The following is a 14,604-nucleotide window of genomic DNA, read 5'->3' as shown; positions in this document are numbered from 1 at the left end:
AACACTACCTGTTCATGCAATTGCAACGCCGATGCCGGACAGGCTGCAGTCAGCGGGCCTTCTACGGTTGCTTTAATCGCTTCGGCTTTATTTTCACCTGTCGCTAACAGCACCACTTTTTTCGATTCGAGAATAGTACCTATACCCATGGTGATGGATAAATGCGGCTGGTATTCATCGGGGCCAAAAAAACGTGCGTTATCGTCAATGGTTGCACGGGTAAGGGTTTTAATGCGCGTGCGCGACATCAATGATGAAGACGGTTCATTAAAACCGATATGGCCATTGCGCCCGATACCCAGCAATTGGATATCAATGCCGCCTTTTTGTTTAATCGCCGTTTCATAAAGTGCGCAGGCAGTAAATGGATCTTCTGCATCCCCCGGTGGAACAAAGGTTGAGGCTTTATCGATATCGACATGATCAAACAATTGTTGATTCATAAAATAGCGATAGCTTTGCGGGTGTCTCGGGTTCAAACCTAAATATTCATCCAGGTTAAAACTGCTCACCTTCTTGAATGAAACCTGCCCACTTTTGTAAGCGTCAATTAATTCTTTGTAAAGCGCCACTGGCGTTGAGCCAGTTGCCAAACCCAACACCGAATCAGGTTTGCGGCTGATTTGTTTAATAAAAATATTCGCGCCGTATTTAGCAACTGCAGCAGCATCTTTCAAAATAACAACTTTCATTGAACACTCCAGTGAGTGGTATTGACCGAAAAATAAATTTTAGCTTTCCAAAAGTTAGCTGTGACGTAAAAAATCACCCGCAACCCAAGTGTGGGTTACGCGGTAATCATCCGTAAAATGCACTAAATCCGCACGGAAACCGGATTGAATGCGGCCGAGATAATTATCCACCTGCATGAACTCGGCAGGATATAGCGACGCCATGCGCAAACTTTCACTTAACTCCATTCCTACCCATTCGGTGTTCAAGCGCACAGCGTCAATCATGCCGATTGCACTGCCTGCTAACCGCCCTTCTGCATTGACCAAACAGCCATCTTTTTCATAAATAGTTTCGCCGTAAATCTGGAATGATTTTTCCGACGAGCCGACAGTCGACATAGCATCCGTCACTAAGTACATTTTGCCTTTCGGTTTTGCGGCGCACGCAATACGCGCGGAAGCGGCATGCACATGGTAGGTATCGATAATAATTCCGCACCAACTGGTAGCATCTTCCAGTGCAGCTCCCACAACGCCTGGCTCGCGGCCAGTCGTTGGGCGCATCGCATTGTATAAATGGGTAAATCCGGAGAGGCCTTCTTTGAGTGCGCTAACTACCGATTCATAATGCGCATCGGTATGACCAGCACAGACAACTACACCAGCAGAGGTTAGTTGTTTAATTTGACCGGGCGCCGCATGTTCGGGCGCAAGCGTGAGCATGACTTTAAAATCATGCTGGCCTTTTACCGATGCCACTAACCAATCGATATCAGCCTGTTCCATTTCGCGGATGTAGCGTTCGTTGTGCGCACCGCGCCGTGCCATATCAAAAAACGGCCCTTCAACATGAACGCCGAGCACACCTTTCATTCCGGCCGCCACAGCATCGGCAACGGCTTTAACACCGGCCTGATGCACTTCGCGGGTATCGCTAATCAAGGTAGGCAACAGTGAGGTTGTGCCAGTGGGGCGATGACCATTCAACATGGTGGCAATTGCGCTGACGCTGGTATCGTTAGTAAAAAACGCACCGCCGCCACCATTGACTTGCAAATCGATAAAGCCCGGAGCAATCACACCGCCGTCCAATAAAATTTGCGGGATAGATTCATCCAACTCAGCAACGGGAACCAGCGCTGTAATCTGTTCGCCTGCGACCACTACTGCATAATTTTCCAGGAATTCTTCACCGGTAAAAATGCGCGCGCCCACTAACGCCTGTTTCATAACCACACCTGTCGAAAATCGCTCGCCGCATTAACAGCGGCAAACGTTATAAACTGATAATAATATTGCGCTTGTGCAATACCCAGGCAACAAACCACAAGATGGCCACTTGCAAAAGCGCAAACAGCAGCGATGCAAAATAGGGATCAGTCACACTGCGGAAGGCCGCATAAAGCGCAGTGTAAAGTGACTCATTGCCAATCGGTATTAAATACATAGTGGTTGCCAACACACCCGACAACACATAAATAAAAAGCGGATTCTTTCCGATAATTTCAAAGAAGTGATACACAGGTTTGATCGCATTAGCTGCCGCCGACTGCTCAAGCTTCACTAATAAGATCATCAGCAAAATCGCCACACCACAGGTCAGTAGTACAAAGGGGCTGGTCCACAGGGATTTATTGATCGGGAAAACGGTATTCCACAACAATGCCAAACCAATCAGGGCCAATGCCGATACAAACAATTTACTCAGCGCTTTTTCTTTGTCTTCACTCGCGAGCAAAACGCGCGCTGCTTCAAAACCAATAATCACATTCACTATCGATGGAAAGGTGCTCAGGATACCTTCGGGATCAAAAGGCACCCCTTTGCCATGCCATAAATGGCTCGCACCCAGCACACTCAAATCCACTTGGCGTACGATGTTGTGCTCAAGGCTGTATGGATCAGCGGATAGATTTAACAAGCCCCAATAACCGACTAATAAAATAGCGCTAATCACGACACGGCCAGTAAATCCAAAATACAAAATAATAAAAGAGGCAAATGCATAAGCGATGGCAATACGTTGCAACACGCCCATCACTCGCCACTGCGCAAGGCTTTCCGTAAAGGGATAGGCAGCGAGCAATACGCCGATTAAAAACATAAGTGCAGCGCGGCGCAGGATTTTTTTGGATTGTTCGGCAAAGGTCAGTTGGCTCAGACCGCGCACTGAAAAGTACATGGCCGAGCCAACAATGAACATAAAGAAAGGAAATACAAAATCGGTGGGGGTCGCACCATGCCAATCCGCATGCAGCAAAGGTGCGTAAACAAACTCCCAGGAACCGGGAGTGTTTACCAGAATCATCAACGCGAGGGTCAAACCACGCATTACATCCAACGCTAGAAAACGCTGCTTGACCATCGGATACCTCGCAAATCGTGTAGTCGTGTTACTGATATATAAACGTTATTTCCAACTACGCAGTTTGTATCCTTTAGCTGCATAAAAGAGGATAAATAAATAACAGGGTGTCATCACAATGTAAGCCGTCTGCCGATCAATAACTGTTGATAGCGCGCCCATGACCACAGGTACCACTGCACCACCCGCAATGGCCATAATCAGCAACGCAGAACCCGTCGCGGTGTATTTGCCCAAACCGCTTAACGCCAATGGCCAAATTGCCGGCCATACAATGGCATTCGCCAAACCCAGCAATGCGATACACAAAATAGTGTTAGGAATTGCAGGCGCTCCAAGGAAAGCGAACAGTGAAGAAATTGAGGTAGATTCATTACTACCAAATACAATACACAGGCTGATAAATACACCGAGAGCAGCAGAGACTAACAACATGTTTTGCTGAGAAATAACGCGCGGAATTAATATGATGCCAAGGATGTAGCCAATCACCATACAGGTCATAGTGATTGAAGTCAGAATAGAGAAGTTGCTAAAACCAATACTGCGGCCGTAGGCACCAATCGTATCACCCGCAATCACCTCTACACCAACGTAAAGGAACAATGCGATCACACCCAATACCAGATTTGGAAATTGAAACGCACCACGCAAAGGTAATTTTTCTGAACTATTCTCTTCAGATTCCAACTCAGGCAACGAAGAAAATTTTACCAAAAATGCCACAGCACCAATCACTAAGGCCATGTAGATGTATGGCAATACCAAATTGCTTGCCATCTGCTCAATTTCTTCGGGCGTAGGTGTTGTTGTCGGATGGCCAGTCATGCCGCCCAAAATCAATGCGGTAAATACTATAGGTGCGACAATACCTGCTGACTTATTGAGAATACCCATGATGCTAATACGGCGCGCAGCAGACTCTTCCGGCCCCATTTTTACTACGTAAGGATTCACTGCTGTTTGCACCAGCGTTTGTCCGGCGCCCATCATAAATTGCCCAATCAGGAACATACCGAACCAGTGAGTTTTTGCTGCAGGAATATAAATCAGTGCGGCTGATGCCATGGTAGCCAAACCAATTGCCATCCCATTCTTGTAACCCACCTTGCGAATTATCCATGAGGATGGCAGCGAAAAAACAGTTACCGCAATATAAAAAGAAAACAGAATAAATGAAGCTTGAAATGGTGTTAAGGCTAATACCACTTCCAAATAAGGCATCAACGAGCCATTAAGCCAGGTGACGAATCCGAAAATAAAAAACATCCCGGCAATCATCGCCAAAGGAAGGAGTGTACTCTTTGAATTTGCGCCCGGTGCCGGAACCGCAACAGCTTCATTACTCATGGTTAATTTCTCGCGTTAGATAGTAGTGGTTAAAACACTCTGGTTATTATTGGCTAGCTTGAAACGCTGTTTGGCGAAATACACGGCGCCAAATTCCGGTTGATATAAAGCGGGGGAAAGATTATTGGCGATGTCCTGTTCCATCCAGGGAATAAGGCGTGGCGCAAGGCCGCCAATAATTGACATGCGGCCAGGTTGAGTCGCCCACAACTTGCGCGCAACTGCGCTCATGTAGGCAGCACCTTCTTTAGCGATACTAATAGCCACTGCATCGCCAGCATCGGCTGCATCTACTACAAAAATAGCAAATTTGGCGTAGTCGCCTTGCTTGGCACCAAACATGCGGTCTACGATCATCACACCGGATGCTTGCAGGAATTCACCAATCGAATTGCTCAAACTGGTTTTCGGCCCAAGATCATCGGAGGCCAGTAAAATTGCCTGAATTGCTTCCAACCCCATCCAGGCCCCACTGCCTTTGTCGCCAATCGGAAACCCGTGTCCACCGATAAACAGCGATTTATCGCCTACATAAGAATAGCCACAGGAACCGGTACCACAAATCATCACCGCACCTTCATCGCGGTTATGAGCACCGAGGCAGGCAATATGGAGATCTGTGGTGAGATGCATTTCTTTGAAGGGGTGTTCCCAAGCCGACATCACTTCGTAAAGGCTGGGGACATTGACACCGGCAAGGCCAGCACCAGCAATTAATTCATTCATTGCGGAAGGCGGTAAACCGGCATCGATCAGTGCCAGCTCGGCAGCAGTACGGATAGAATCTTTGGCTTGTTGTACGCCTTGGAAAGGGTTAGCAGGACCACCGACACCAGTACCCAGCACCTGTAAATCTGCGGTCATGATACTGGCGCGACATTTGGTACCGCCGCCGTCAATCCCTATATACAAGGTTTGTTCGCCGAGTGGCATCTTTGCCATGATCTACCTCTTTATTTTTAGAGCAAATACCCGACTTACTGATGCAACGCCGGATACTCAAAAATTCGAATGTTCCCACTTGGCTTGCGATCATAACAGAGAGTTAAAAAAGGTTAGTGCCCCGCAGGACACTAACCACAAGACCACTACTACAGCTCTAGAGAACTCATGCCCCATGATACTGAGCCTGACAAGGAGAGTTACCAGGCTCAGATGTCATCATCGGACAGATTTAGATTACGCCGACTAGACAACGTTGTCAAAGAAAATTTTGACTTTTTTGTAGGCAAGAGAAAAACCTTTAAATTACAGGGAAATAGCACGAGGCAAATGAGGTTAAATGGAGGGAATTGGGGCACATGTGCGCGAAAAATGCAGCAGTTGTTGAATCAGACCAACGATGTTCACAACGCATTTTTTGGAGACCGCTTAACGCGTTCAGCAATGAAAAATCATTAGCCTGTTGATGCTGTCTTACGCATTTAATCAAAACTAAAAAAATTGTTCGCCGTTAACCTGCCCGTCTTGGGATCAGGGTTAATGCTGATGCCTGATAAAATATTGGCTGAATGTAATAAACATCCAGGATAAATAACCAAGCGATTAAATTGTGCAGAAATAAACCCCACCTTGGTAAAAAACTCATCTGATTCAGAAAAATAGCGGCGTTCAGGTTTTTTTCTATTTAGCTCCTCATAAGAAGCATCAAGATAAGGATCACATCTTTCAGGTGTAATGGATTCATAGCCCGTACTGTTATGTCGATAAAACCCCGTCCCTCCATGATCTTCTCCGCACAGATAAAGCAGCGTGGCAAAAAAATAAGGATTACTTGCATCAAAATGGGGAATTCGCTGTAGTGGCCCTAACTCCACCTCAGGTACCGTCATCAAACACATGGCATTTTGTAGCGCGGTTACTTTAGTTTCCGCTGGAATGGCAAATTCACTTTTTATTATTTCGCAAACCCTATCTTTAAACTGATTGGCAAAATCGGCGGGCGCCGGAGTTCGCACACCAGGATATCCTTTGCGTTGTACCGCTGCCGCATAAGGCGAAAAGATCGCGCCACTGGCAAATTCAACAAGCCGTGACGGCTCCACTAAAAAATCATCAAAATAAATGACTTTGTTTTTTTCATTGCCCACAGACAGTGTCTGCATAGTTAAATTTTCATTGATCATCATTAGCGGTCTCAACTACCCACATTAGAAAACAGACACCGAAAAAACTAGCGTGACTCAAGTGCTCTTTTTAGCTCACTCAGCCAAGCCCGATGCGACATCAAAGAGTTGCTCATCTGTAATGATTTCTCCTGCACCTCGCGCACCAGCTCTTGTGACTTGAATGCCTCATTAACACCAAGTACACCAGGTCTTGTTGGATAGTTCATCCCATAGAGTACAAACAGATGGTTTTCCACACCAAATATATCAAATGAACTGAAAAAGTCTGTCTTTTTGGGTACACCGATTTTCCATAGTGCCAGCCTTTCCCGTAACACATCAGACATCACTGTATTTTCAGTGTTGTCGATCCAAAATTGCGAGTCGCGGCGGTCTGAAATTAAATAATGGAGCTGTACAAAATCAATTACCCGTTCCCAAGTGTAGCGTACTGCTTTGTTACAGCACTCAGACACAACTGGAATATCACCTATCATTTTTGGAAAATTTCTGGCAACCAGCAATGCCGCAAAGTCGGTGACTAATATGGAGGTGGCCTCTAGCGGTTCCACAAATCCCTGCGCCAACCCCAAAGCAACACAATTTTTTTTCCAAAAAGACTCACGATAGCCAATCGTCATAGGAATTTTTCTAAGATTAGCATTCTGTAGATCTCGATCCAGATAATTGGAAAAACTTTCAACTGCTTCGCTCTCCGTCATATGTTGAGAGGAATAGACAAAACCTACCCCCCTGCGCTGGGTCAAGGGAATATCCCAAATCCAACCGGCCTTGTGCGCAGTTGCCAATGTGTACGGCAAAATTTCATCCCTCTCGGCGATAGGCTCCTGAATAGCAAGCGCGGTATCAGTCAAAATTTGCGCCGATTTATCCAGGAAAGGCACACCTAATGTCTCGCCAATTAATAGCGATGAAAATCCGGTGCAATCGATAAAAAAATCAAATTCTTCTGCGCGGCCAGATGCATATAAAAATCCTTTAATGCTGCCATCCGCATTGATCGAAACTTGGGAAATGGTTTCAAATATATGTTTGACCGAAAATTTTTCACGGGCATTTTTAGCTAATAAATCCGCAAATTTAAGCGCATTGAAATGATAGGCATAATCCACCAAGCCAATATAAGGTGGCGATGACTTTTGTTTGGGGGAGCGATTCATTTCAGCTACCGAATAAATCTCGGATAGCTTTGAAAACTCAAATGCTAATTTATTATTTAGCCAATAATTGGTAACGTCGAAGCCTGCTGGATAAGGGGAGCTAAACGGATGGTAATAAAAATTATCAGGGCCGTGCTTTTGCGCATCCATCCAATGTGCAAATTTAATTCCCTGCTTAAAAGTTGCATCGCAAGTGGATAACAAATCGATTTCCGCTATGCCGAAGCGCTTCAAGGTCGCTTTGATTTGCGGAACCGTCCCCTCACCTACGCCGATGATAGGAATATCTTTTGACTCAATCAGGGTGATTTCAATTTCAGGGTCGCGACTAAGTTCCACGCCCAAGTGATTCGCAGCCAACCAACCCGCAGTGCCGCCACCCACAATTGCTACGCGTTTAATTTTCATCACTGGCTTACCAATTAAAAATATACTCACTGTTTTTAAACAAAAAAGCCCAGCATAAGCTGGGCTTTTTTGAACTACTCAGCTAATCAGCACTTATAGTTTGAAGCTTACACCCAACATATAAGTTGCTTCACCTTCAAATGACCAAGCCGGGAAGCCTTCCAACAGAGGGCGCTTGGTGCCAGAATCTGCGGCCCAAAATTCGGCTCCACCATACTGAACATCATCTTCTTCAAGAATGTTGGTAGCCTCAAAACTCACACTGATGCTATCAGATACGTTCCAGCCCAAGCTCAAATCCAGAGAACCGAAGTCATCATGCATACGGTTGCCATAGTAACCAGTTTCACGAATCATATACTCTGAACGCCAGTTGTAAGCTGCACGCGCTGAGTACACATCGTTTTCCCAGTAACCAACCAGATTCACACTGTCTTTAGAAGATTCAGTGAATACACCAAGACGATCCGTATAACTTTCCAGTGGCGCATTAGCATTTACGTAAGTGTAGCTTGCAGCCATACCGAAGCCATTATCAAACGCATGAGTCAACTGCAGCTCGATACCATCAATTTCACCGCCACCAGAGTTCTTAAGGGTAACTACTTCCCAGTTGTCCACTTTACTATCAGGACTCACTAACCCAACAGATCTATTGATTTCAATATCACTAGTAACAAAGTTATTGATTGACTTAACGAAATAAGTCGCAGACAACATGTTACCGTCACCGTAGTAGTACTCCACACCAAGATCCGCCTGAGAAGATTTCATTGGTTTCAAACCAACATTACCTGTGGTCAGACGTTCGTTACCTGGAATGCCATCCTGATAACCAGTTTGGCTCGCATTGGTGAACATATCGTTGTAATTTGCACGGCTGATTGCCTGTGAGGCAGTAGTACGCAACACCAAGTCATCAGTCAGGTCAAAGGTTACGTTCAAGCTTGGCAACACATCATCATAATCTTCACCAACAGATGTTTTGTTGGTGCTGTAATAGAGATTTTGACCTAGATCGCCAGCAGCCAGCGGAGTACCATCTAATGCGTATGACTTACCAGTAATTTCACTGCTGATATAACGCAGACCAAAGTCACCTTTAACGGCATCGGCTTCGAAAGTAAACATACCGTACAGCGCATCATTTTGTTCATTCAGCGCAGCGTAACCAGCACGCTCTTCTTTCCAGCCAGTTACATCTGCCAAGGTTGCTTTAACCATTGCACCCAGTACAGGTTTTGGCGCTTTGAAGCCGTGTGAACCCACTTCAAAGGTGCCGCGGTAGAACATGGAAGTATCGTTTAGGGTTTGAGGAATTGGATTACCAAACACCGCTGCATCAGAAGACTTCTCTACGTCATGGTCAGTTGTACGGAGACCAGTTTTGAATGACTTAATCGCACCAAGATCAAGCTCAAATTCCAAGTCAACCTGTGCATAGCTCTCTTCGTCTGAGTTTGGACCTCTTTTTACAGCCCAAGCTTCTGCAGCTGATTTGTCACGATAGTTGTCCAAAGTCATGTTCAGATCAGATGTAGCATTGATCTTAATTTTCTTGCCAGAAGCATCGATGCTACCTGCCCACAACGCCATGTTGTAGTCACCCAAGCTGGCGAAGTGCGAAAAGTTGGTAGTTAAGTCAGTACCACCCTCAGCCTTGGTGTTGCCCACACTGGCAGTTACCTTGAAAGAATCGCCAGCATATTCAGCATTCAAATCAAAGGTTTCAGAGTCCATGCTCGCAACACGACCCCAGGTTTGGTTGAAGGTCTCAGTCCCTAACGCACCGCTTGCCCAACCAGCAGTCAAATTCCCACGAACCGGATTCTTGGTAGTGTTCTTGACACAAACACCTGCAGCATTGGTTTGAGAGCAGGTGTAGTTAGCAGATGTATCCAACGCAGAGAAGATATAGGTACTGGTGTTGGTGTTATTGGCTTTAAGATCCAAAGACAAATAATGAACACCAAAGGTCAACTCATCTGTAGGAGCCAACTGTGCAGTTACATCTAATGCAGTACGCTCACGCTCTTGAATGAACGTAGTTGGGGAAACATCATCCCACCAACGGTAATCCGCCTCGGTACCACGACGTACGTAGTCGAATTCTTCAGTTGCTCCAGCAACCAAAATACCAAAAGATTCTGAATCATTTTTCCAGCTGTACAAACCAGACACTTCTGGAGAGATTTCATCGCTAATAGTGCCAGTGCGTGCCTTAGCGCCCACATAAACAGTGTTGGCCTCCATATCCAATGGTTTGCGAGTTTTAACGACAACGGTACCGCCGATGCCCCCTTCATTAAGATCAGCTCGCGATGATTTGTAAACTTCCATGCCGTCCACCAATTGTGATGGAAGCAATGAGTAGTTGAAGCTACGGTCGATAGCTTGTTGATCATACCAGCCTGTAGAAGCAACGTTCTGACCATTTAATTGGGTCAAAGTCATTTGTGGTGCGGCACCACGAATAGATACTGATGCACCTTGACCAAATGCACGGCCAACAGTTACACCTGGGACGCGGCCAAGTGACTCGCCTATGTCCGAATCAGGGAATTTACCCACATCTTCCGCAGATACAGCATCTACAACAGCGGTAGAGTTACGTTTGATATCCACTGCATTTTTCAATGCACCGCGAATACCGGTTACCAACACCTCTTCTGGCTCTGCACCTGCATCTTGTGCATTTGCAGTAACCGCAAAACCCATCATGGCGACAGCTGCTACTGAACCGAGCATCAGTGCACTCTTATTGGCCAGTTTGATCGCATCACTTAACTTGTTACGCATGGTTATTCTCCCGTGACTTGGCAATTTGTGTGTATTTAATAATGACCTAACTTTTCAACAACTGGGGACACAAGACAACGTTGTCGATGAGCCAACACTATCCCCACAGGACAACGTTGTCAACATCTTTGTAAGGTAAGGTAAAGTTCCGTTGCTGGCGGAAAACCGGGGGGATTCTTAATAAATTTGTTACAAATCAGCCAATTAGATACTTTAGGCGACAGAGGGGGTCAAAATATATTTTTCGCGGTTACAGCAAAGATATTACGAAAATACACACTCGAACTTGCAGCTAATAAAAAAGCCGCTGAATGCGGCTTTTTTATTGACGGGAGGTGGAAATCATAAATGCACAAACATGGCCCATTAGTTCACTAAACGGGCCCGCAATTGGCGCAAGCTCGCCTTAACGCTGCGCGCGTTTTCGGGGCCCATACGCAGCATTAACTTGTGCGTTTGAGGCATTGCCTCCAACGCTGGATCAGCGTATTGGTAAAACACCTTGGGGCGCACTAACAATAAATCACCCTGCGCATCGGGGGCGGCGAGGATATTATCGATGGCCGCAATCATCACGCTGTGAAAATTAGGCTTTTTCAAGCCTAATTCGCGAAACGCTTCCTCTAACAGAGGGTAAAAGCGACGATACACAGCAACAGCTGCATCGCTATCGATCAACGCTAACGTTGTCACATAGGGTTCGTAACGCTGGAAGTTGTTGGGGGAAACACGTTCCTGATCAACCGCAGTACCTTCGACCATCACCGAAAAAGTGTCGGCGATAAACGGTGGTGGTGGCGATACTACCGGGCGGTATTCATGGATAACCTTACCTTCAGCCACATTATTTACGGCCAGCACAAATTTACGCAGCACTTCTTGCGGTACCAATAATTGCAACAAACCTTCGCCACGCAATTGCTGCAATGCGGCAATTATGCTGGCGTCGCTGTCATTTAAGCCAGGCAGCGGCTCCACCTCAATCACCGGCTGCGGTGGTTCGTACTCAACAATGGGCGCTGCCGCTGCGCTGCTGGTAGCTGTCGCTTGCGGGGCAACCGCTACAGGCGTGGTAACTGTTTGTGATGCGACAGGGGCATCGTCGCGTAAAAAGAAGAAGGCAGCCGCAGCCGCAATCAATGCCAGCACCACAATAACAATCATAGTGGTGGACGAATTTTTGCGCGGTTGGTAGTCATCACTCATAGCAATACCCTTTGTTTGGCGGTTTTTATGGCAACTACTGTTATTCACTAACAGTGCGACAGGATTATGGCCTAATCCACAATAGGGGGACAGCCTTGATCCACTCTGGTTCCCCAATTTAATACCTCAGGCTAGACTGGAGCCATGCACAGGCAGTCAACCAAAGGACAATTATGCTTCGTAAGCACTCTCTGCTGGCCAGGTTTATCCAATCACTCCGGTATTTAACTCGCAGCTCGCTCGGCCTGGTGCTATTGATCAGTGTTGGCTGTACCACTATTACTAGCTCACAGTGGGATCAGCGCTACGGCAAAGCCGAGCCGCGCGAAATGAGCGATACGCTGCCCCGCGCAACATTGACCTACTACAAAGATACCAAGCCGATTCTTGAGCAGCGCTGTGTTGTTTGCCACGGCTGCTACGATGCACCCTGCCAACTCAAACTGGATGCCTATGAAGGGTTGCTGCGCGGAGCCAACCCCAGCAAGGTTTACGACGGCACGCGGCTACTCGGTGCGTCACTCACACGCCTGTTTGAAGATGCCAACACCACGGCACAGTGGCGCAGCAAAGGTTTTCATCCGGTATTGAATGAACGTAAAAACACGTCTGCTGCAAATATCAATGCCGGCGTGATGGCACAGTTGCTGGAGTTGAAAAAAGCCCATCCACTTCCCGCTACCACGATCCTGCCGGATAGTTTTAATTTTAATCTCGACCACGCTCAGCACTGCGCCCCGATAGAAAATCTCGCCGGTTTTACCGAAAGTAAACCGCTCTGGGGCATGCCTTATGGCTTGCCGGGATTAAGTAGCAGCGAACACAACACCACCATGGACTGGCTGGCCCAAGGGGCATCCATGGGTACTGCAACAGCAATACCAGCGGTGGTACAAAAACAGATCGAAGAGTGGGAAATGTTTTTTAATGGCGGCAGCCTTAAGCAGCAACTCGTCAGCCGCTATATTTATGAACATGTATTTTTAGCGCAGTTATTTTTTTCTGAATCACCTCATCTCTATTTTCGACTGGTTCGCTCCAGCACACCGCCGGGAAAGCCCTTAACGAGAATCAGCACGACTCGCCCATTTGATGACCCAGGCACAAGCCGCGTTTACTATCGCTTATGGCATGATCCCTCCAGCGTCATCGCAAAAACCCACATGCCTTATTCGCTCACGCCCGCACGCATGAAAAAATGGCAGCAACTTTTTTTCTCGTCTGATCCTGCTTTCGCATACGAGGTATCTGCCTTACCCGGATATGCACCAGATATAGCGGCCAACCCGTTTGTCACCTTTGCCGAACTGCCGATCAACGCACGCTACCGCTTTATGCTCGATGAAGCGCAATTCACCATCATGAATTTTATCAAGGGGCCAGTCTGTCGAGGTCAGGTCGCGCTCAATGTCATTCAAGATCATTTCTGGGTTTTCTTTTTTGCACCGGAAAATCAAAGTACCGAGGGCAATGCAAAATTTCTTGCAGAGAACAGCAAGCATCTGCGGCTACCGGCCGAAGCGGGCAACACACTGCTGCCGATGAGCAACTGGCTGAAATACTCAGAATTGCAAAAAGAGTATCTCGCGTCTAAAGCGGCGTTTGTGAGTAAAAAAATTGCTGCTGAAGGCGGTTTGGAGCTGAACGAAATTTGGGATGGTGACCAGGGTAAAAATCCAAATGCGGCGCTGACAATTTTTCGCCACAGCGACAGTGCGAGTGTACATAAAGGGATGATTGGCAAAGCGCCGAAAACGGCCTGGATAATCGGCTACCCGCTACTGGAACGCATTCATTATTTATTAGTGGCAGGGTTTGACGTGTACGGTAATGTATCGCACCAATTGTTAAGCCGCCTGTACATGGATTTTTTACGCATTGAAGGTGAAATGAATTTTGTGGGGATGCTGCCGGAAAAGGATCAACAACCGCTGATGAATTACTGGTACCGCGACGCCGAATCCCATTTGCAAACCTATGTAGATTTGTACATCAAGCAAGTGGATGCACCGAACAATATCCGCTACCTCACCAATAATCCGCAACAGGAGCTGTACCAAAAACTGCGAGCTTACTTGGGTCAGGCGAGTCAGTCGCACCACAATATCAGCACGAAAAAGTTGCCTGTGCGCAAACTGGCGCTCTACGAAAAATTACAGAGCACTCAGGGCACTGCAATCAGCTTTTTGCCCCAGACCACTGTCATTCACATTCCAAATGTGGGTTTATTTACGCTGGTAAACAACAGTGCCTACTCCAATTTGTCTTCACTGTTCGGCGAAGACAAACGGCGCATTCCCGCGGAGGACAACCTCACCATCGCGCGCGGTATTATCGGTGCCTATCCCAATAGCTTTTTGCGGATTGAAGAGGACGAAATCGCCGCATTTATTACCCAATTTCAACAACTCGACTCGGAAGACAGCTATCGCGCATTAAAAGATAAATACGCAGTGCGCCGCAGCGACCCGCAATTCTGGGCGTTTAGCGATAAGGTCCACCAGCTTTATCAT

General features: G+C 46.8%; 10 protein-coding genes. 1 reads left to right on the top strand and 9 read right to left on the bottom strand.

Annotated features, from left to right (window positions below; all coding sequences use genetic code 11):
* From nagB to ACWA6V_RS06710, 9 genes are all read right to left on the bottom strand, one after another.
* On the bottom strand, positions 1 to 692 hold a 692-nt coding region (gene nagB, locus ACWA6V_RS06750; RefSeq protein ID WP_449521761.1), incomplete at its 3' end, for a glucosamine-6-phosphate deaminase.
* 54 nt (positions 693 to 746) lie between these two features.
* Positions 747 to 1,904: an N-acetylglucosamine-6-phosphate deacetylase gene (gene nagA / locus ACWA6V_RS06745; protein WP_449521760.1), complete on the bottom strand. Its 1,158-nt coding sequence runs from the start codon at positions 1,902 to 1,904 to the stop codon at positions 747 to 749.
* Between the two features lie 46 nt (positions 1,905 to 1,950).
* On the bottom strand, positions 1,951 to 3,039 hold the full coding sequence (locus ACWA6V_RS06740) for an acyltransferase family protein (RefSeq protein WP_449521759.1): 1,089 nt from the start codon (positions 3,037 to 3,039) through the stop codon (positions 1,951 to 1,953).
* A gap of 45 nt (positions 3,040 to 3,084) precedes the next feature.
* Positions 3,085 to 4,389: an N-acetylglucosamine MFS transporter NagP gene (nagP, locus tag ACWA6V_RS06735; protein WP_449521758.1), complete on the bottom strand. Its 1,305-nt coding sequence runs from the start codon at positions 4,387 to 4,389 to the stop codon at positions 3,085 to 3,087.
* Between the two features lie 15 nt (positions 4,390 to 4,404).
* A complete protein-coding gene (gene nagK, locus ACWA6V_RS06730) occupies positions 4,405 to 5,331 on the bottom strand; it encodes an N-acetylglucosamine kinase (protein ID WP_449521757.1) in 927 nt (308 codons plus the stop codon).
* 482 nt (positions 5,332 to 5,813) lie between these two features.
* Complete coding sequence (locus ACWA6V_RS06725; RefSeq protein WP_449521756.1) at positions 5,814 to 6,518, bottom strand: DUF6445 family protein; 705 nt, start codon at positions 6,516 to 6,518, stop codon at positions 5,814 to 5,816.
* 44 nt (positions 6,519 to 6,562) lie between these two features.
* Positions 6,563 to 8,086: a tryptophan halogenase family protein gene (locus tag ACWA6V_RS06720; protein WP_449521755.1), complete on the bottom strand. Its 1,524-nt coding sequence runs from the start codon at positions 8,084 to 8,086 to the stop codon at positions 6,563 to 6,565.
* Positions 8,087 to 8,179: 93 nt separating this feature from the next.
* A complete protein-coding gene (locus tag ACWA6V_RS06715) occupies positions 8,180 to 10,885 on the bottom strand; it encodes a TonB-dependent receptor (RefSeq protein ID WP_449521754.1) in 2,706 nt (901 codons plus the stop codon).
* Positions 10,886 to 11,251: 366 nt separating this feature from the next.
* Positions 11,252 to 12,091 (bottom strand): DUF3014 domain-containing protein, encoded by an 840-nt coding sequence (locus ACWA6V_RS06710; protein WP_449521753.1) that lies wholly within the window; start codon positions 12,089 to 12,091, stop codon positions 11,252 to 11,254.
* 173 nt (positions 12,092 to 12,264) lie between these two features.
* Between ACWA6V_RS06710 and ACWA6V_RS06705 the strand changes: the two genes are divergently transcribed.
* On the top strand, positions 12,265 to 14,604 hold a 2,340-nt coding region (locus ACWA6V_RS06705; RefSeq protein ID WP_449521752.1), incomplete at its 3' end, for a fatty acid cis/trans isomerase.

The sequence above is a fragment of the Cellvibrio sp. genome, from assembly GCF_053579595.1.
This window is presented reverse-complemented; position numbering and strand designations above follow the sequence as displayed.

What these genes read in the sequence shown, in the direction of transcription:
- nagA (WP_449521760.1), bottom strand. Translation starts at nt 1,904, where the DNA reads ATGAAACAGGCGTTAGTGGGCGCGCGCATTTTTACCGGTGAAGAATTC.
- ACWA6V_RS06740 (WP_449521759.1), bottom strand. Translation starts at nt 3,039, where the DNA reads ATGGTCAAGCAGCGTTTTCTAGCGTTGGATGTAATGCGTGGTTTGACC.
- nagP (WP_449521758.1), bottom strand. Translation starts at nt 4,389, where the DNA reads ATGAGTAATGAAGCTGTTGCGGTTCCGGCACCGGGCGCAAATTCAAAG.
- nagK (WP_449521757.1), bottom strand. Translation starts at nt 5,331, where the DNA reads ATGGCAAAGATGCCACTCGGCGAACAAACCTTGTATATAGGGATTGAC.
- ACWA6V_RS06725 (WP_449521756.1), bottom strand. Translation starts at nt 6,518, where the DNA reads ATGATGATCAATGAAAATTTAACTATGCAGACACTGTCTGTGGGCAAT.
- ACWA6V_RS06720 (WP_449521755.1), bottom strand. Translation starts at nt 8,086, where the DNA reads ATGAAAATTAAACGCGTAGCAATTGTGGGTGGCGGCACTGCGGGTTGG.
- ACWA6V_RS06715 (WP_449521754.1), bottom strand. Translation starts at nt 10,885, where the DNA reads ATGCGTAACAAGTTAAGTGATGCGATCAAACTGGCCAATAAGAGTGCA.
- ACWA6V_RS06710 (WP_449521753.1), bottom strand. Translation starts at nt 12,091, where the DNA reads ATGAGTGATGACTACCAACCGCGCAAAAATTCGTCCACCACTATGATT.